At 70.8% G+C, this 17143-nt stretch carries 16 protein-coding genes; 7 read left to right on the top strand and 9 right to left on the bottom strand.

Translation table 11 applies throughout. The features are described 5' to 3' along the window. The first annotated feature begins 589 nt into the window (after positions 1-589). Positions 590-4324, top strand: coding sequence for a carboxypeptidase-like regulatory domain-containing protein (locus tag VM889_10660; GenBank protein ID HVL49007.1), 3735 nt, complete (start codon positions 590-592; stop codon positions 4322-4324). Positions 4325-4826: 502 nt separating this feature from the next. Here VM889_10660 and VM889_10655 read toward each other — a convergent pair. Then, on the bottom strand, positions 4827-5117 hold the full coding sequence (locus VM889_10655; protein ID HVL49006.1) for a signal recognition particle subunit SRP19/SEC65 family protein: 291 nt from the start codon (positions 5115-5117) through the stop codon (positions 4827-4829). A gap of 2 nt (positions 5118-5119) precedes the next feature. Continuing rightward, positions 5120-5500, bottom strand: coding sequence for a 30S ribosomal protein S8e (locus VM889_10650; GenBank protein HVL49005.1), 381 nt, complete (start codon positions 5498-5500; stop codon positions 5120-5122). A gap of 380 nt (positions 5501-5880) precedes the next feature. Between VM889_10650 and VM889_10645 the strand changes: the two genes are divergently transcribed. The 3 genes from VM889_10645 (at position 5881) to VM889_10635 (ending at position 7003) form a co-directional block, all read left to right on the top strand. Then, positions 5881-6255, top strand: coding sequence for a DUF6015 family protein (locus tag VM889_10645; GenBank protein ID HVL49004.1), 375 nt, complete (start codon positions 5881-5883; stop codon positions 6253-6255). 154 nt (positions 6256-6409) lie between these two features. Continuing rightward, on the top strand, positions 6410-6577 hold the full coding sequence (locus VM889_10640) for a hypothetical protein (protein ID HVL49003.1): 168 nt from the start codon (positions 6410-6412) through the stop codon (positions 6575-6577). A 36-nt stretch (positions 6578-6613) separates the two neighbouring features. Beyond that, the gene (locus VM889_10635; GenBank protein HVL49002.1) at positions 6614-7003 is read left to right on the top strand and encodes an ACT domain-containing protein; all 390 of its coding nucleotides are present in this window, start codon (positions 6614-6616) and stop codon (positions 7001-7003) included. On the opposite strand, the gene VM889_10630 is transcribed toward VM889_10635, so the two are convergent. The 4 genes from VM889_10630 to VM889_10615 are packed head-to-tail and all read right to left on the bottom strand — an operon-like array spanning position 6951 to position 11509. Beyond that, a complete protein-coding gene (locus VM889_10630) occupies positions 6951-7964 on the bottom strand; it encodes an A/G-specific adenine glycosylase (protein ID HVL49001.1) in 1014 nt (337 codons plus the stop codon). The two genes, VM889_10635 and VM889_10630, sit on opposite strands and share 53 nt — an antisense overlap. A gap of 1 nt (position 7965) precedes the next feature. Next, entirely contained in the window at positions 7966-8937 is a 972-nt protein-coding gene (locus VM889_10625) for an NAD(P)H-dependent glycerol-3-phosphate dehydrogenase (protein ID HVL49000.1), read from the bottom strand. Continuing rightward, positions 8934-9614: a lysophospholipid acyltransferase family protein gene (locus VM889_10620; protein HVL48999.1), complete on the bottom strand. Its 681-nt coding sequence runs from the start codon at positions 9612-9614 to the stop codon at positions 8934-8936. Before VM889_10620 ends, VM889_10625 begins: the two co-directional genes overlap by 4 nt. Before the next feature lie 50 nt (positions 9615-9664). Further along, on the bottom strand, positions 9665-11509 hold the full coding sequence (locus VM889_10615) for a beta-galactosidase (protein ID HVL48998.1): 1845 nt from the start codon (positions 11507-11509) through the stop codon (positions 9665-9667). Between the two features lie 117 nt (positions 11510-11626). Between VM889_10615 and VM889_10610 the strand changes: the two genes are divergently transcribed. Further along, positions 11627-12043 carry a DUF2203 domain-containing protein gene (locus tag VM889_10610; protein HVL48997.1) on the top strand — a complete coding sequence of 139 codons (417 nt, stop codon included), beginning with the start codon at positions 11627-11629 and terminating at the stop codon, positions 12041-12043. Here VM889_10610 and VM889_10605 read toward each other — a convergent pair. Next, complete coding sequence (locus tag VM889_10605; GenBank protein ID HVL48996.1) at positions 12040-12711, bottom strand: lipoate--protein ligase family protein; 672 nt, start codon at positions 12709-12711, stop codon at positions 12040-12042. The two genes, VM889_10610 and VM889_10605, sit on opposite strands and share 4 nt — an antisense overlap. Before the next feature lie 90 nt (positions 12712-12801). Here VM889_10605 and lipA point away from each other — a divergent pair, with 90 nt between their 5' ends. Continuing rightward, entirely contained in the window at positions 12802-13704 is a 903-nt protein-coding gene (lipA, locus tag VM889_10600; protein ID HVL48995.1) for a lipoyl synthase, read from the top strand. A 1-nt stretch (position 13705) separates the two neighbouring features. Beyond that, entirely contained in the window at positions 13706-14407 is a 702-nt protein-coding gene (locus VM889_10595; protein HVL48994.1) for an RlmE family RNA methyltransferase, read from the top strand. On the opposite strand, the gene VM889_10590 is transcribed toward VM889_10595, so the two are convergent. Next, positions 14404-15555 (bottom strand): tRNA (guanine(10)-N(2))-dimethyltransferase, encoded by a 1152-nt coding sequence (locus tag VM889_10590; GenBank protein HVL48993.1) that lies wholly within the window; start codon positions 15553-15555, stop codon positions 14404-14406. The two genes, VM889_10595 and VM889_10590, sit on opposite strands and share 4 nt — an antisense overlap. After that, complete coding sequence (locus VM889_10585) at positions 15552-17138, bottom strand: aldehyde dehydrogenase family protein (protein ID HVL48992.1); 1587 nt, start codon at positions 17136-17138, stop codon at positions 15552-15554. Before VM889_10585 ends, VM889_10590 begins: the two co-directional genes overlap by 4 nt. Positions 17139-17143: the final 5 nt, after the last annotated feature.

Here is a 17143-nt window from a genome sequence, read left to right as displayed (position 1 = left end):
CCCGGCTCCCGGTCCCGAGTCCCGACGCCCGGTTCCCGGCTCCCGGTCCCGAGTCCCGACGCCCGGCGCCCGGCACCCGGTCCCGGCCCCCGACGCCCGGCGCCCGGTCCCGAGTCCCGGCGCCCAGTTCCCGATCCCGGCACCCGGTCCCGAAGCGCCCAGCATGCGATGCCTGCCCCATCGCCGAATCTGCCGCGGTTCCGTCTTCGGCATGGGTCGAAGCGGGTGGGGGCGTCAGGCCTCCGGCAAGGGTGGGCTCCACCCCGACGGGCTTTCAGTCATCCGCCGAGGCTTGTCAGACGTTGTCAAAGGCGATCGCCGATGGCGATCTCGGTTGCCGCCGTCTCGTGGAATAAAAACGTTTTCCCGAAGCGGGGTTCGTCGGATGGCGACGTTTCGGAGGCGCGCTCCACCTCATGGAAGCATATAAAGAAACCCGGCGTTCGGATTTTCATTTTCCCAGAGGTATAAAACCGATAGCGTTAAGAAGGGGGGTGCGATTACGACAGCCGTAGCTGGGACCCAGCCCGCTCTATCGGGCGAGCTGGCCCGCAACACAAGGGACAACGCAATCATGGAGGAACAAAACATGGATGCACAGCTTAGGAAAGCCCTGAGCGGCGTCACTGTCGTGCTCCTGACGATGACGGTTTTCACATCGGTCTTCGTCGGCACGGCCGGCGCGGTTGGAGCTTCCAACCCGCTCGAAACGACGCCCAAGACGGGCACCTATCAGGACGTTGTGGCGATCAATGTCGTGAACGCCACGGCGAACCAGAAGGTCTATCTCTGCGACGACCAGGCCGCGGACCCGGACGCTTGCCGCGCCCAGGCCATGGCCGATGCGGCGAACCGCGTCCGTGACGTCACGGGCACGGGCACCGCGCTCTTCTCGTCGGTCACGCTCAACCGCGTCGGCACGTGGCACCTCGTTGACGAGTCGATCAAGACCGTCAACACGCCGTGGGCCTCGCTCACGTCGGCCGAGTGGAAGGCTGCCCAGAACCTCACGGTCTCGGGCGTCGGCCTCGGCCTCACCGGCCTGCCCGGTGGCGTGACGTTCACGAAGACGGGGATCCTCACGATCTCCGGCGCGATGATCTACAACAGCTCGTCCGCCGCCGTGAACGGTGCCGCGCTCGGCTCGGCCACGAACACCACGACCGCGAAGGTCCGCCTGACGTACCCCGACGGCAACCAGGTCTACTCGGCCCAGGTTGACGCGCTCGGTCGCTTCAGCTTCCCCGACGTCGCCATCGGTCAGCGCGGCGCGGGCAAGTACGTGCTCGAGGCGTTCATCGAGACCTCCGGTCTCAACCAGAACGTCGGCACGAACGGCGCCGGCAACGAGGGCTACGGCCGCTACCTGTGGATCGTCACCCCCAACGCGCTCCTCGGCGCGGAGTCGGGCAACACGGCCGACGCGAAGCCGGTCTTCGGCTTCCCCGCGAAGGACACCGCGTACCTGAACTTCACGTACCCCGAGGACGCGAAGGTCGTCGACTTCGCGGCCGGCAACGGCGCCCCGTGCGGCGCCGGTGGCGACTTCACGGGCTGTCTCAACATCACCGTGACGACGCCCTCGGGCGCGAAGGCCTACTACGGCCACAGCGCCTCGATCGCGGCTGCGAACTTCGACAGCATCTCGATCGCGCAGGGCTGGAACGACGCGACGCCGACGGAGTACAACCAGGTCCAGATCACGTCCAAGACCACGGGCGCCCCCAACGGCCCCTGGTCCTGGTCGAACCAGGGCGAGGGTGTCTACACCGTCCTGGTGAAGTGGAACCTCCGCCCCGGCGCGACGGTCGACGGCCGTGTGCTCGGCGACAATGAGTACGCGAACACGGCGTCCTACGCCTTCTCGATCGGGAAGGCGGCGACGCTGAACGTCGTGGCCTCGCTCTCGAACTCGGACGTCCTCGGCCGCGCGGCGAACGCCGCGCCCGGCACCCGGACGCTCAACATCGAGATCTTCGGCCAGTCCGACAACCAGCGCCCCGGCGCCGCGGCCCCCGCTTGCGGCACGGGCTGCAAGGCCGCGTACCTCAACGTGACGGGCGACCTCCTCACCCCGATCAGCACGAAGGTGCTCTCGGGCGCGGGCGGCGTCTACGCCGAGAACATCGTCCTCACGAAGGGCGTCGGCAAGGTCAACCTCGAGGTCCAGTGGAACGGCAGCACGTACTCGAAGGTCTTCGACCTCGGGAACAAGTCGCTCCAGGCCTCGGCGTCCCCCGCGGGCGTCACGGTCGGCACGAACGGGAAGGTCACGATCAACGTGATGGACTCGTTCGGCAACCTGATCCCGAACGCGGACGTCCAGCTGTTCTGGCTCAACAACCCCGCGGGCAACGCGGGCGCCTGCGCCACGAACTACTGTGACATCCAGAAGCTCGACGGCGACGGCCGCACCGGCAAGGGCCAGGGCGGCAACTACGAGTTCACGGTCGTCCAGAACCTGATCGGCACCATCGGTGTCCAGGTCCACGACCGCGAGTCGCTCACGGGCACGGACCGCTACGGCTACACGACGTTCTCGATCACGCGGAACCACAACCTCGTGTCGAAGCTCAACGTCACGAAGCTGACGGCCGGTGTCCCCGCCGAGCTCAAGCTGAACGTCACGGACGCCGCCGGCAAGGCGGTCACGGGCGTCACGGCCAGCGCGTACATCTTCACGAAGGCCAACTACGAGGCCTTCGCGGCGGCGTTCGCGAAGGACCCGACGCTCAACCCCGTGTCGGTCGGCGCCGACGCGACGAAGGGCTTCCTCGCCCAGCTCCCCGAGTCCTCGCACAAGGGCAACTATGTCCTCGCGAAGGGCGCGGCGGCGATGGTCAACGGCCTCGCGGCCGGCGAGTACCGCCTGTTCGTCAAGAACGGCACCCACGACAACGTCGGCGTCGAAAGCGCCCTCGAGGTCGTGAACCCCACGGTGACGTTCTCGCCCAACCGCATCAGCTCGGCCTACCTGCCTGACACGAAGGTCACGGTCACGGTGGTCGACCACAACGGTGCGCCGATGGCGGGCGCCCTCAAGGGCGTCAACGACGCGTCCGCGGTGACCAAGAAGCTCCAGGGCTCTGCGGTCATCTGGGGCGGCAACGCCACGTGCGCGGCCGCGGGCGGCGCGGCGAGCGCGTGCAACATGACGGCCAACCCCTCGGGCTTCAACCTCGCGGTGAACGCGAAGGGCGAGGCCTGGGCGTACTTCACGGGCAAGGGCGCCGGTTACCTCAACTGGACCTTCACGCCCTCGGGTACGGCGGTTGACCGCGCGATCCCGGTGCAGATGAACGTCGTCGGTCCGTCGGTCACGATCAGCCCGAACCGCATCCCCCAGGGTGTGCCCTCGACGCTGTCGCTGACGGTCACGGACCTGAACGGCAACCCGCTCAAGGACCTCTTCGTGGCCCTCTGCGGTACGCCGATCTCGACGACGACCGGCTGCACGGACGCGCTCCAGACGGACGCGAACGGTCAGGTCAACGGCCTCGGCATCACGCCGTCGGCCATCGGTACGGTCCGGGCCCGCGTTGCCCAGACTGCGGCCGGCACGCTCGCGGCGGCGAACGCCACGAGCGCGACGGTCACGGTCTTCTCGGGCATGCAGCTCCTCATGAGCCCCGCGACCCCGCAGGTGGGCGACTCGGTGACGATCCTCGCGACGAAGATCGCGCCGGGCAACCCGCCGCTCGCGAACGCCCGCATCGTGGTGAAGGACCCCGCCGGCGCTGTCGTCCTCAACAAGACGACGGCCGCTGACGGCTCGGTCAGCTTCATCCCGAGCGCCCAGGGCGAGTACGCCGTCTCGGCGACGCTCGCTGGATTCGACGACGCCACGTCGACCCTCGCGGTCTCGGCGGCGAAGCCGGTCCACACGCCCAAGGCGAACATCGTGGCGAAGAACCTGGCGGTCAGCTCGGAGTCGCTGAAGGTCGGCGAGGCCTTCCAGGCCACCGTGGAGCTCGTGAACTCGGGCGACGCGGCCGGCACGGCCTCGATCAAGCTGAAGGTGGACGGCATCACGGTGCAGACGCTCTCGACCACGGTCGCGGCGAACAACGGCACCGAGAAGGTCGGCCTCTCCTTCACGCCCGTCGCTGTCAAGCAGTACGCGGTGACCGTCGAGGTCGACGGCGTCGCGCTCGCGCCCAAGACGGTGACGGTGACGGCGGCCTCGACGCCCCCGAAGGACCCGACGGACCCGGTCAAGGACCCGACGAAGCCCACGGCGCCCAGCGGCGTCCCCGGCTTCGAGCTCGTGGCCCTGCTCGGCGCTCTCGGCGCGGCCCTCGTGGTGCTCCGCCGCCGCAGCTAAGGCCAACGCAACGGAAGGGGGCCCGCAAGGGCCCCCTTCATCCCTTCTTTTTCAGTTTCATGCTCCTACGCTGCGCGCCGCGTCGACGCGGCCTTCGTCATTCCGGTCCCCGACCCGGACCCGGTCCCGACGCCCGACACCCGACGCCCGGACCCGGCCCCGGCGCCCGGTCTCGGCTCCGACGCCCCACGCCCGGCACCCGGCGCCCGGCACCCGGCGCCCGACGCTCGGACCCGGTCCCGACGCCCGACGCCCGGCGCCCGGTCCCGACGCCCGGCGCCCGGTCCCGACGCCCGGACCCGGACCCGACGCCCGGCACCCGGCGCCCGACGCCCGGACCCGGTCCCGACGCCCGGCGCCCGGTCCCGACGCCCGACGCCTGGCACCCGGCGCCCGGCACCCGGCGCCCGACGGCCGGTCCCGGTCCCGACGCCCGGTTCCTTCATCGTGCGGTCGAGCGCCGAGGCTAGAGCAGGCGAAGTGAAAACAAGAATGCGCGGCGTTACTTTCCGCGCGCGGCCTTGAGATCGGCGGCGATCTGCTGGATGAGCACGGCCTTGCTGCCGCGGATCTCGACGAGGACGCGGCCTTGTCGGAAGCGGTGGAAGCGAGGGTGGGCGACGCCTTTCTCGAGAATGGGTGAGAGGGAGAGGCGTTGAGCGGCCTTCGCGATCTCGTCCGCGGTGGGATTCTCGATCGCGAGGGCCTTGGGCACGCGACGGATCGGTCGGGGCAGGGCCTCGTCGAAATAGGCGGGCCAGAGCACGAGCCGGTTGTCGTCGCGCGACACCATGTCTACTCGATGAGGACGGCGTTGATGGCGCCGTCCTGGCCGGGGCGGGACGTGACCTTGGCCTTGCCGGCGCTCGTCTGGATGACGGCGCCCTTCGTGATGATGTTCCGCCGGACGTAGTTGGGGTTGGCGGGGTTCTCGGTCACGGTCTTGATCGTGGCCTTGACGGTCTTGCCGGTTTTGGGGTTCGTGACGCTCGCGACGTTCGCGCGGAGGACGCGCGTGCGCGTTTCTCCGGCGCGGACGCGGACCTGCTTGCGCTTGGTCTCGCCGATCGTCGTGAGGACGGGTTCGCGGCCGATCTCGAACTTGCGCTTCTTCGCGGCGAAGATGCGGCGACCGCCCGTGGGCTTGCGTTGGGATTCGCCCTGCCAAATGGCCATGAGGACACCTGAGATGGAGGCGCGAGGATACCACCGGCACTATAAGAGCGTTGCCGTCCCGGGGGGCCCGGCCTCGCGGGGGTCCGGGGCCCCGTTTCCGCCCCGCGGGTCGGGGCGGATCGACGCTCCGGCGCCCGTCCGGCGGAATTCCGGTGGAAGACGGGCCAGGCGCCGATGGTGCATAAGGATTCTCCATCATCAACCGTTGGGGCCCCAAAATCTTCTTATAGGGCGAGGGTTACATAGGCCCCTCGGACATACGGGCTTGCGTTCGAGACCGGAGCCTGCGCGGGCGGTCGTGCGCGGTGTTCCAGACCTTGGTTTCGGGCCCGGCAAAGGAAGGAAGGGTTATGGCGAAGCTTTCGCGGCGGGAGGCGGACTTGGAGATTATCACCGTTGAGGACCTCAGCCAGGCCATCCAGGACCGGATCGGGCTCCCGCAGGAGGATGCGGAGCGCGACGCCGAGTTCGTGATGGACATCTTCGGTTTCAACGACCGCATCATCGACAACGTCCTCGAGCCCGAGGACCGGCAGCTCTTCTACATCCTCGAGGAGGAGGGCCTCCTCACGACGGAGCGCGAGGAGACGACGCTCTACGACGGCCGCGAGTGGCGCACGCACTACTGGCTCTTCCGCAAGGACAAGGTCCTCGGCGCCGCCGACGACTTCCGCGAGAAGAACGCCACGCGCTCGCAGGAGTTCGACGTCTACCACGACCTCCCCGAGGACGTCTGGGCGTCGCGCAAGGCCTGATCGTCCGGCCTCGTCCCGGCATCTTTGACACGTCAGCGGAGCGTCTCTCCGCCGACATCCGGGATGGGTTTGGGCGTGGGCCTGGAGCCATGCGAATCTTTGTCACTCCATCGAAAGCACAAAGTTGAAGCCGTTCAGGGCATAGCGGGCGGACGTGGCACCGAAGACCAGCGGGAAACGCGTCTGCCCGGATTGTGGCAGCACCCTCGTTCCGACCCTGCGGGGATTCAAGTGCCCTCGTCTCGGCTCGTGCGGTCGCGGGGGCGTCGAGGAGGTGGGTCGCGCGGACCGCGACCCCTCCGGCCCGGCCGTGGACGCGTGACGCCGGCCGACGATCTTTCTGGAGCGTCTCTCTCCCATGTCGAAGCAACTCGCCGTTCTCATCGAGAACCGCCCCGGCGCCCTCGCCGACCTGACCGCCCTCCTCGCCGAGACCGGCGTGAACGTGGATGCCATCATGATCGAGGGCAGCCTCGACTTCGGCACGGCGCGCATCCACGCGCCGAACGCGCGCAAGATCGAGAAGGTCCTGCGCGAACACGGCTACCAGGTCGCGTCGGGCGACGTCCTCGTGATGCGCCTCACGAACGAGGCTGGCGCGCTCGCGAAGGTCTGCAAGACGCTCGCGAGGGAGAAGATCAACATCGAGTGCATGTTCGGCACGACGAACGGCGCCGACGAGGCCGAGTTCGTCTTCAAGGTTGACGATCCCGAGCGCGCGCGCCGCGCGCTCGGCCTCGCGTCGTGAACTCTCCGAGGATCCTCGCCGCGGGCCCCGAAAGGGGGAGGGCGGCCCATTCGTCCTCGCGCGCCCAGCGGTAGCCTTCGCGCGGCGCGCCCTCGTACACGCGGATGCGCCACCGTCGGTGCGTGAACGCGTGCTCGTGGCGGGCGACGGCGCGCGAGAGCGTCGCGCCCGTCGCGCGCGCGAGCGCCCGCTTCGCGGCTGCGGCCGTCTCGCCCTCGGCGAGGGGCGGGGTCCAGAATCCCGCAAGAAGGCCGTCGCCCCCGCGCCGCTCGAGCGCGACGGCGCCGTCCTCGCGCCGCGCGAGGAGCGCGGCGACCTCGACCCTTTTCGGCTTCGCGCGCTCGCGCGGGGCGGGAAAGCTTCCCGTCGCCCGGGCGACGCATCCTTCGGCGAGCGGGCACGCGTCGCATCGAGGGTTGCGGGGAAGGCAGACGGTCGCCCCGAGGTCCATGAGCGCCTCGGCGAAATCGCCGGGCGCGTCCACGGGCACCTCGACCGCGAGGCGATCGGCGATCGCCCGGCGGTCGGCCGGGAGGGCCAGGCAGCGCGTCGCGACGCGCTCGACGTTGCCGTCGACCACGGGGACGCGCGCGCCGAACGCGATCGCCGCGACGGCGGCCGCGGTGTATTCGCCGACGCCGGGGAGCGCCCGGAGCGCGGACACGTCGCGCGGGAACGGCTTGTTCGCGAGCGCCTTCGCGGCCGCGTGGAGGTGACGCGCGCGGCGATAGTATCCGAGCCCTTCCCACGCCTTGAGGACCTCCTCCTCGCTCGCCGCCGCAAAGGCCCCGGGGGTCGGCCAGCGGGCGATGAAGCGCTCGTAGTAGGGGACGACCGTCGCGACCTGCGTCTGCTGGAGCATGATCTCCGAGACGAGCTTCGCCCACGGATCGCGGGTGCGACGCCACGGGAGATCGCGCTTCGCCTCCGCGTACCAGCGAAGGAGCGGCGCCGCGATCACGTCACACCTGGGCGAGGAGCTTCCGGACGCCTTCCTGCACCGTGGCGCCCTCGTAGACGATCGCGTGGACGACGCGCGTGAGCGGGAGGTCCAGCTCCTCCTCGACGCCGTAGGCGTGGAAGGCCTGCGTCGCGAGCACGCCTTCCGCGACCATGCCCTTCATCTTGCGGTCGATCTCGTCGGGCGGCGTCTTGAGCGCGAGTTCCCGTCCGTAGAAGCGGTTGCGCGAGTGCGGGCTCGTCGCAGTGGCGACGAGGTCGCCGACGCCCGCGAGGCCGTACACGGTGCGCTCGTCGCCGCCGAGGTCGCGGCAGAGCTCGATCATCTCGTCGAGGCCGAGCGTGATGAGGCAAGCGAGGCAGTTGTCGCCCCAGCCGAGGCCCTCGACCATGCCGCCCGCGAGCGCGACGACGTTCTTGTACGCGCCGCAGACCTCGGTGCCGATGAGGTCGCGGCGCGGGTAGACGCGGAAGGTGGGCGTGTTGAGGATCGCGGCGATCTCCTCCGCGACCTCGATGTGCGGGTGCGCGAGGACCGCGGCCGTTGGCTGGTGCGCGCTGATCTCCTCGGCGTGGTTCGGGCCCGAGAGGGCGCCCACGGTGTGGCCCGTCTCCTCGCCGATGACCTGGCTCATGCGCTTGTGGCCTCCCTTCTCGAGGCCTTTCGTCGCGCTCACGATGACGGCGTCGGGATCGAGATGCTTCGCGTAGGCCCTCGCGGCGCTGCGCGTGCCCTTCGAAGGAACCACGTGCAGCACGACGCGCTCGCCGGCGAGCGCTTCGCTGAGGTCGCTCGTGACCACGAGCGACTCGGGAAGGTGGACGTGGGTGACGTACTTGGGGTTGCGGCGCGTCTTCGCCATCTCCGCCGCGTGCGCCGGGTCGCGCGCCCAGAGCGTCACGCGCTCGCCGCTTGCGGCAAGGAGCGCCGCGAGCGTCGTGCCGAAGGAGCCCGCTCCGATGACGGCGGTCACGCGCGGTCGCCCTCCCGAGGCGCCTTCCGGGAGGGGTCCTGGTGGAAGTCGTCCGCAAGCTCCTGTCCGGAGAGGTCGCGGATCGCGAGCATCAGATCCTCCGTGAGCTTACGGACAAGCTCGCGGTCGTCGGCGCGGCCCGCGTAGGCGGCATAGTCGATCGGCTTGCCGTAATGGAGCTGGACCTTCACGAAGCGGGGCTTCGAGGATCCCTTGGGGAGGGCCTTGTCCGTCCCGACAAGGCCGATCGGAACGATGGGGCACCCCGCGCGGATGGCCATGCGGACGGCGCCCGTGCGGCCGCGATGGAGCTTGCCGTCGGTCGAGCGCGTGCCCTCGGGGTGGATGCCGAGGAGCTTCCCTTCGCGCAGGACTTCGACGCTCTGCTCGAAGGCCTCCATGTCGCCCGTGCCGCGGCGCATCGGGATGACGTTCCACTGCTTGAAGAGGAAGCGCTGGACCGGGACGTCGAAGTGCTCGGCCTTGCTGATCCAGGTGACGGGGCGCCAGATGGGCACGGGGATGAGGAAGCTGTCGATGTACGACAGGTGGTTCGAGGCGAGGATCGCCGCGCCTTTCTTCGGGACGTTCTTCTTGCCCGTCGAGGAGAGGCGGAACATCCCGGCCAGGAGCGGCCTCGCGACGAGGCCGCTCACCTGGTAGAAGACGCTGCCCATGGTGGTCCGCGGATCACGGGAAGCGGGCTTAACCTTTCCTTCAAACCCGATCAGCCGAAGACGAGGGCCACGAAGGCGAGGGCGGCGAGCGCGCGCGCCGCCCAGAGGGCGACCCGCGCGGCCCGCGAGGAGGGCGGGCGGAGCGCGGGAGCGTCGAGGCCGACGACGAGGCCCGCGAGCATCGCCGGGGCCGCTTCCGCGGTCGCGACGCCGACGAACGCCTCCGTGGGGGCGCCGCGCGCGGAGGCGAGGCTCGCGAGGTCGCGGCCGGTCAGCTCGTAGAGCGGGTGATCGTCGAGCGTGAAGAGCACGACGTGGTCCGCGTACGCCGCCACGAGGCGCAGCGCCCGCGCGAGCATGAGCGGGTGGTTCGGCTCGTGCTTGCCGAGCAGGAGATTGAATTCGCTCACGACGAGCGGTTTGCCGTCCGCGAGCGCGGAATGGTACGAGAGCGCGCCCTCGAGCTCCGCGAGGGTGGCGGGGTAAAGGTCGACGCTCACGACGTCGCTCATCTCCACGAACGCGGCGACGACGCGCGGCGAGAGGCCGCTTTGCACCGTGGTGAAGCGGGTGAGGAAGTGGCTTTCGATCTTCACGGTCACGGGCTTGGCGGTCTCCGCTCTCACGGTCGCGACCTGCCGCTCGACGAACGCGATGAGGGAATCCTCGCGGAAACGCTGCCACTCGGTCCAGTTCGCGTCGCCGGGCCCGCGCGGGGCCGCGTCGGCGCCGACCCCCAGTCCCGCCCGCGCCTCGCGCCACGCCGCGAGCGAGAACGGATCGTAGCCCGCGATGCGCGTGAGATCGATGTCGCGCGGATACGAGGGCTCGTTCTGGATGCTCACGTACATCACGCCCGGGAGGTCCGCGAAGCGGCGCGCGGCTTCGCGCAGGAACCGCTCCTTCATGGCGAGCGTCGCCTCGTGGTGGAAGCTCATGTCCCACACGCGCGGCGCGTCTCCAGGCTTCCGGTCGACCCAATGGAAGGGTCGTCCCTGCGCGTCCATCATGACGCCGTCCGGGAAGGAGCGGGCCACCCAATCGGGGGGGTACGTGTTGAGGAGGAGGTACACCTCGAGCCCCTTGTCGACCGCGGCCGACATCGCGCGGTCCGCTCGCGCCCAATCGAAGCGGCCGGGCGAGCGTTCGACGTCGCTCCACGCGATCTCCAGGTGGACGAACGGGAAGGACGAAGCGTCGACCGACGCGACGTCGTCCGTGTGGATGCCGACGATGAGCGGACCCGGGGAGGCGGGGGCGAGGACGGGCAGGAGCGGCGTGAAGGCGAGGAAGGCCGCCGTCGCGAACGCTGCGGCCGCCGGGCGGGCCCCCGGCCCCGCGAACGGGCCGTCCCGGGGGATGAGATGCGTGCCGGCCCACGCGGCGCCGACAGCCGCCGCGAGGCCCCAGAGGGCGTAGGCGGCATCCGACCGGAGGATCGCAAAGGCCTGCTCGGCCGTCGTCGCGGGGGCGTCGAGCCACGCCGCCTCCGCGATGCGGATGGCCGTGCCGGCGCCCCCCAGGACGAGGGCGAGGAGCGGGACGACGAGCGTCGATCGTCGGCCGCCCGCGTCGAGGACGGCCGAGAGGGCCACGACCACCGCGGCCGTCGGAAGCGCCGCGACGACGGGCTCGACGAGGAGAAGCTTCGTGTGGAGCGCGAGCGGCGCGGCCGGAAGGCCGGCGTCGAGGGCGGCGGAGGCGAGGAAGAGGCCGGACGCCGTCGCGAGGCGCCGGCGCGCGGGACCGAGGGCGCGCCACGCGGCCCCCGCAAGGATCGCGCCCGCGATCGCGGGCGGCTCGGGACCGGGCGCGTCCGCGACCCACCAGACGAGCGCGACCGCGAGGAGCGCGACGAGGACCGCGATCCGCTCCTCGCTTGCGCGACGCTCCATGCTTTCGACGTTGTCGCGTCTTGCTTAGGTGGGTTTCGCCAACGGCCTCGCGCGATGCATCCGTTCGAGCATCGTCGTGCCGTCGCCTTGAAGTCGGGGGCCGCTCTACCGTCGAAGGTGCCCGTCCGGGTCTACACGGTGGCCGAAGCGAACCGCGCGCTCGACGAGGTCCGCGCGAGGCTTCCCGTCCTGCGGGACGCCATCCACGGGTACCGATTCGCGGCCGAGCAGCTCGTCGACCTCGAGCGGATGGAGGGCGAGGGTATCCACGACCGCGACCATCCGGCCCACCGGGAGCTCAGCGGCCTCCAGGCCCAGGCGGAGGCCGCGAAGCTTCGGGCGCAGAAGATCCTCGACGAGCTGACGAATCTCGGCGTCGAGGTCAAGGATCCGGTTCTCGGCCTCGTGGACTTCTTCGCCGAGCGGAAGGGCGACCTCGTGTATCTCTGCTGGCAGGAAGGCGAGGCCCAGGTCTCGCATTGGCACACGCTCGAGGGCGGGTTCGCCGCCCGCCGGCCGGTGTCCGAATTCTAGCGTTCGAGCGGTCCAAGAGCCTTCTCGAACCCCTCGATGAGCGCCTCCACGACGCGCTCGCGGGTCACGAAGACGCCTTCGGCGGCGAGGCTCGTGACGCGCTCGCGCACGACGGCGGGGTCCGCCCGGAGGAGCGCGGCCATCCGGGCGGCGTCGCGGCGGACGATGACGGTTCCGTGCTGGAGCACGGCCGACGGCGTGCGGCGCTGGGCCCCGCCGCTGATCTTGCGACCGCCCACGAGCACGTTCGTGCCCTGCTCGCGCACGTAGCAGAGCGCATCGACGGCCGGTCCCTCGACCGACTCCACGACGGCCGGAAGACCGAGCGCGTGGAGGGCGTGGAGGACCCCCTGGGAGAGGAAACGGAACGAGCCCGGGATGTCGCGCGGAAGGCCCGGGTGGTCCAGGGGGACCACGACTGCGTACGTGACTTCCGCCTCGTTGTGGAGGATCGCGCCCCCGCCCGTCGCGCGCTGCACGACGTCGACGCCGAAGGCAGCCGCCGCGCGCCCGTCCACGGCGCGGGCGCGCTGGCTCCGGCCGAGGCTCACGGCCGCGGGCCGCCAGCCGTAGAGGCGGACCGCGGGCTCGCCGCGGGCGAGCAGGGCTTCGTCGCGCGCCATGTTCTCGCGCGCGGGAAGGTGGCCGTCGAGGACGAGCCGGGCCATGCTTCCGCGAGGCTCGGCCGCGATTTGAAGCTTCCGCGCGCGCCCAGCGCGTCCGTCAGCCTTATGGGCGGGTCCCGCCTGCGAAGCACCGTGACCCTTGCGGCGGAGCGCAAGCCCCGGTGGCTCCTCAGACCCCTCCCCAAGGGACCCGCCGTCGCCGAGATGACGAGCCTCCTGCGCGAGCACGGCCTCCACACCGTCTGCGAGGAGGCGCGCTGCCCCAACCGTGGCGAGTGCTGGAGCCAGGGCGAGGCGACGCTCATGCTCATGGGCGACACGTGCACGCGCGCGTGCCGGTTCTGCGACGTCGCTCCGGGCCGCCCGGGCCCGCTCGATCCCGACGAGCCCGCGAAGGTGGCGCTCACCGTCTCGACGCTCAAGCTCACGTACGCGGTGCTCACGAGCGTCGACCGCGACGACCTCCCGGACCAGGGCGCGGGCCACTGGGCGCGCACCATCCTCGCCGTCCGCGCCGCGAACCCGGCGACGATCGTGGACGTCCTCGTGCCCGACTTCCAGGGTCGCGAGGACCTCATCCGCGTCGTGGTCGGGGCCGGGCCGCACGTCCTCGCGCACAACGTCGAAACGGTCCGACGACTGCAGCGCAAGGTCCGCGACGCGCGCGCCTCCTACGAGCAGTCGCTCGCGGTGCACCGGACGTTCAAGCGCCTCGCGCCGAGGACGCCCGTGAAGTCGGGCCTCATGCTCGGCCTCGGCGAGACGCGCGACGAGGTCGTCGAGACGCTCCGCGACCTGCGCGCGGCCGGCGTCGACTTCGTGACCCTCGGCCAGTACCTGCGCCCGACGGAGCGCCACCTCCCCGTCGAGCGCTACGTCCCGCCCGAGGCGTTCGAGGATCTCGCCGCCGAGGCGCGCGCGATGGGCTTCGCGCACGTGGTCGCGGGCCCATTCGTGCGGTCGAGCTACCGCGCATGGGAAGTCGAGTCCATCGTCCGCGGGATCCACGGGCTCCCGCGCGAAGGGGGCGCCTGACGTGTCGAAGAAGTGGCTGCGCGAGCGCTCGAAGGACGTCTGGTACAAGAAGGCGAAAAGCGAGGGCTACCGCTCGCGCGCGTCCTTCAAGCTCCTGCAGATCAACGAGCAGACGCGCATCATCCGGCCCGGCGACCGCGTCGTCGACCTCGGCGCCGCGCCCGGCGGCTGGACCCAGATCGCGGTCGAGCTCGCGGGTCCCGGCGCGCCCGTCGTGGGCGTGGACCTCGACAGGATCGAGCCTCTCGAGGGCGCGACGTTCATCCGCGGCGACATGACGCGTCCCGAGACCGTCGTCGCGGTGCTTGCGGAGATCGGCGGCGAGGTCGACGTCGTGCTTTCCGACATGTCGCCCAACATCTCGGGGTCCTACACGACCGACCACGCCCGCAGCGTCTTCCTCTCCGAAAACGCCCTCGCGTTCGCGACGCGCGTCCTCCGCAAGGGCGGCGTCTTCGTGTGCAAGGTGTTCGAGGGCGAGATGTTCCCGGACCTCCTCGCGCTCGTGAAGGCCCATTTCCGCGACGTGCGCGTCATCTCGCCCGAGGCCTCGCGCAAGGCCTCGAGCGAGGTCTACATCGTCGGGAAGTCCTTCAACGGCAAGGACCTGCGCGCGCGGAGCGAGCCTGCTGAACCCGCGTGGGAGGAAGGGATGGGCCTTCCGCCGAGCCGACGGGCGCGGGCGAACGACGGCGAGGATTAAGGCCCCGCTGCCTTGAGCGCCGCCGCGAACTCGGCCGCCGTCGCATCGGTCCGGAGCGCGGTCGGCAGGATGTGCGTCCGCGTCGCGACGCGGCCCGCGCGCGCGAGCGCCGCGATGACGTCGACGGTCCTCGGCACGGCCTCGAGACCCGCGCGGCTCGTCTCCTCCGGAATGTCGAAGACGTGGCCCGCGACGTCCGCCTCGCCCGCGAGACGGTCGAGGAGCTTCGCGGCGTCCGCCCCGCGCGCGAGCGCGTGGCCGTCGGCCGCCTTACGCATCGCTTCGAGGAGCGCGCGCTCGCCGAGAAGTCCCGTCCAGAGCGGGCCCGCGACGGCGACCTTGCCGCCGCACGCGGGGCAGGCCGCGGGCGCCGCGCGCTCGAAGCGGCGGTCGCCGCACGCGCGGCAGCGGATGTAGAGTCCGACGCTTGCGAGCGCGTCGTCGGCGCGGGCGGCGCCGCGGCGCGCGCGCAGCACGACGCGGAAGTAGTGGTCGGAGGCGTACGCCGCGACGGGCGTGAAGGCGCATTCCCACTTCGCGCCCTGCCGGGCCGCGAAGCCCGCAAGCACGCGCAGGGCAATCTCGTGGCCTTCGTTCGCGCGGAGCGTCCGCGCGAGGTAACGCCGCTCGGCGACGTCCGGGTACACGCCCGCAAGCGCGGGCGCGTCCGTCGCGGTGATCGCGAGGAGTCCGCGGTCGCGCGTCGCGCGGCAGGCGGCGTCCACGAACGGCGCGGGCGAGCCGAAGGGGTCGATGTCGACGACGTGCCAGGACGACTCCCAGAGGAGCGCCCCGAGGTTCGCGCGCGTCACCTCGACGTTGACGCCGTTGCGCTCCGCGTTTTTGCGGATGAGGTCGCACGCGACGGGATTCCAGTCGTTTGCGTGCGCGGCGACGCGCGGCACGGCGACCGCCGCGCGCACGGCCCGCGCGCCGGAGGCCGAAAGGCCGTCGAGCATGCGCCACCCTTCGCCCGCAGCGGCGTCGAGGAGGAGGACCGTGAGGTCGCGACCGAGCGCCATCGCGGGGTTGTAGAATACGCCTTCGCCGCGCGTGCCGGGGCCTCGCTCGCGGTTGCCCTCCGGCACGAGGAGGCGCGCGGCGCCTTCGACGACCTCGACGAGCGGCGCGCCCTCCACGCGCTTCACGCCTGGACGGTGCGCGACTGCTCGCGCATGAACTGCTCGAGGTAGTGAGGACCGCCCGCCCCGCGCGACGTCGTGGCGCTGAACTTCCAGCCGCCGAAGCTCTGGCCGCCGACCATCGCGCCCGTCGACCCGCCGCGGGCGCGGTTCGCATAGACGACGCCCGCCTGCACGCGGTCGAAATAGCGCTGGATCTCCGAGGAGTCCTCGCTGAAGATGCCCGACGTGAGGCCGTAGTCCACCGCGTTCACTTCGTCGATCACGCGGTCAATGTCCTCGTACGGGGCGACGGCGATGAAGGGGACGAAATACTCGCTGCGGAAGGCGTCGTGGCCTTCGGGCAGGCCGGTGACCACCGCGGGCTCGACGAAGTGGCCCTTCGAGAAGGAGCCGTCCTTGAGCGCGCGGCCGCCGACGACGAACCGTCCGCCCGCGGCCTTCGCCTTCGCGACCGCGTCCTCGTACGTGCGCACCGCGCCCTCATTCACCACGGGGCCGAACCCGTTGTCGCGCGATTCGGGGTTGCCGACCTTGAGGGCGCGCGCCTTTTCGGCGAGGCGTTCGATAAACGCGTCGTGCTTCGAGCGGTGCACGTACGCGCGCGACGCGGCCGAGCACTTCTGGCCGCCGAACCCGAAGGCGCTCTTCAGGACTCCGTCGACCGCCTTGTCGAGGTCCGCCTTCGCGGTCACGACGATCGCGTTCTTGCCGCCCATCTCGCAGATGTACGGGCGCGGGCGGCGACCCACGAACGTCGCGTAGTTCTTCATGCCGACCTCGCGCGAGCCCGTGAAGACGACGCCGTCGATGCCCGGGTGGTCGAGGAGGGGCTGGCCGACCTCGCGCCCGCCGCCCGTCACGAAGTTGACCGCTTCCTTCGGCACGCCGGCCTTGAGCGCGATCTGCACGTACTCCCACGACATGAGGGGCGTGTCGCTTGCGGGCTTGAGGACCACCGTGTTGCCGGTGATGAGCGCGCCGGTCGCCATGCCGGTCGGGATCGCGAGCGGGAAGTTGAACGGCCCGATGACGCCGAAGACGCCGAAGGGGCGCATGACGCTCGTGCAGCGCTCCCCGGGGAAGGGCTCGCCCATCTTCTTCTCGTAACCCTGGTTCGCGCGCATCTGGTGCGCGTAGTAGCGCAGGAAATCGATCGCTTCGTCCACGTCGTAGATGGCCTCGACGCGGTTCTTGCCGTTCTCGAGCGTCATGAGCGCCGCGAGGTCGTACTTCGCGGCCGCCATGAGGTCGCCCGCCTTCGCGAAGAGGGCCGCGCGCTTCTCCCAGCCGAGCGCCTCCCACGCGGGCTGCGCCGCGCGCGCGGCGGCGACGGCCTGGTCGACGTTTTCGGGCCCGCCCTTCTGGAAGCGCGCGACGACCTCGTCGCGGTTCGCGGGGTTCGTGTCGTCGAAGGTCTTCGCGGCCGTGACCTCGCGCCCTCCGATGAGCATCGGGTACGTCCGACCGAGGGTTCCGCGGACCTTCTTGAGCGACGCCTCGTACGCGTGGTGGAACGCTTCGAGGGCCTCGGGGGAGGCGCTCGCCTTGAGCCACGTGTTCTCGTTGGTGAAGCCCGCGGACGTCATGCGCG

The sequence above is a fragment of the Candidatus Thermoplasmatota archaeon genome (genome assembly GCA_035540375.1).
GTDB lineage: Archaea > Thermoplasmatota > SW-10-69-26 > JACQPN01 > JAJPHT01 > DATLGO01.
This window is presented reverse-complemented; position numbering and strand designations above follow the sequence as displayed.

Coding starts and splice junctions, on each gene's coding strand:
- VM889_10655 (HVL49006.1), bottom strand. CDS start 5,117: ATGGTGTCGCGCGACGACAACCGGCTCGTGCTCTGGCCCGCCTATTTC.
- VM889_10615 (HVL48998.1), bottom strand. CDS start 11,509: ATGGAGCGTCGCGCAAGCGAGGAGCGGATCGCGGTCCTCGTCGCGCTC.
- VM889_10585 (HVL48992.1), bottom strand. CDS start 17,138: ATGACGTCCGCGGGCTTCACCAACGAGAACACGTGGCTCAAGGCGAGC.
- VM889_10635 (HVL49002.1), top strand. CDS start 6,614: ATGTCGAAGCAACTCGCCGTTCTCATCGAGAACCGCCCCGGCGCCCTC.
- VM889_10660 (HVL49007.1), top strand. CDS start 590: ATGGATGCACAGCTTAGGAAAGCCCTGAGCGGCGTCACTGTCGTGCTC.
- VM889_10620 (HVL48999.1), bottom strand. CDS start 9,614: ATGGGCAGCGTCTTCTACCAGGTGAGCGGCCTCGTCGCGAGGCCGCTC.
- VM889_10650 (HVL49005.1), bottom strand. CDS start 5,500: ATGGCCATTTGGCAGGGCGAATCCCAACGCAAGCCCACGGGCGGTCGC.
- VM889_10605 (HVL48996.1), bottom strand. CDS start 12,711: ATGGCCCGGCTCGTCCTCGACGGCCACCTTCCCGCGCGCGAGAACATG.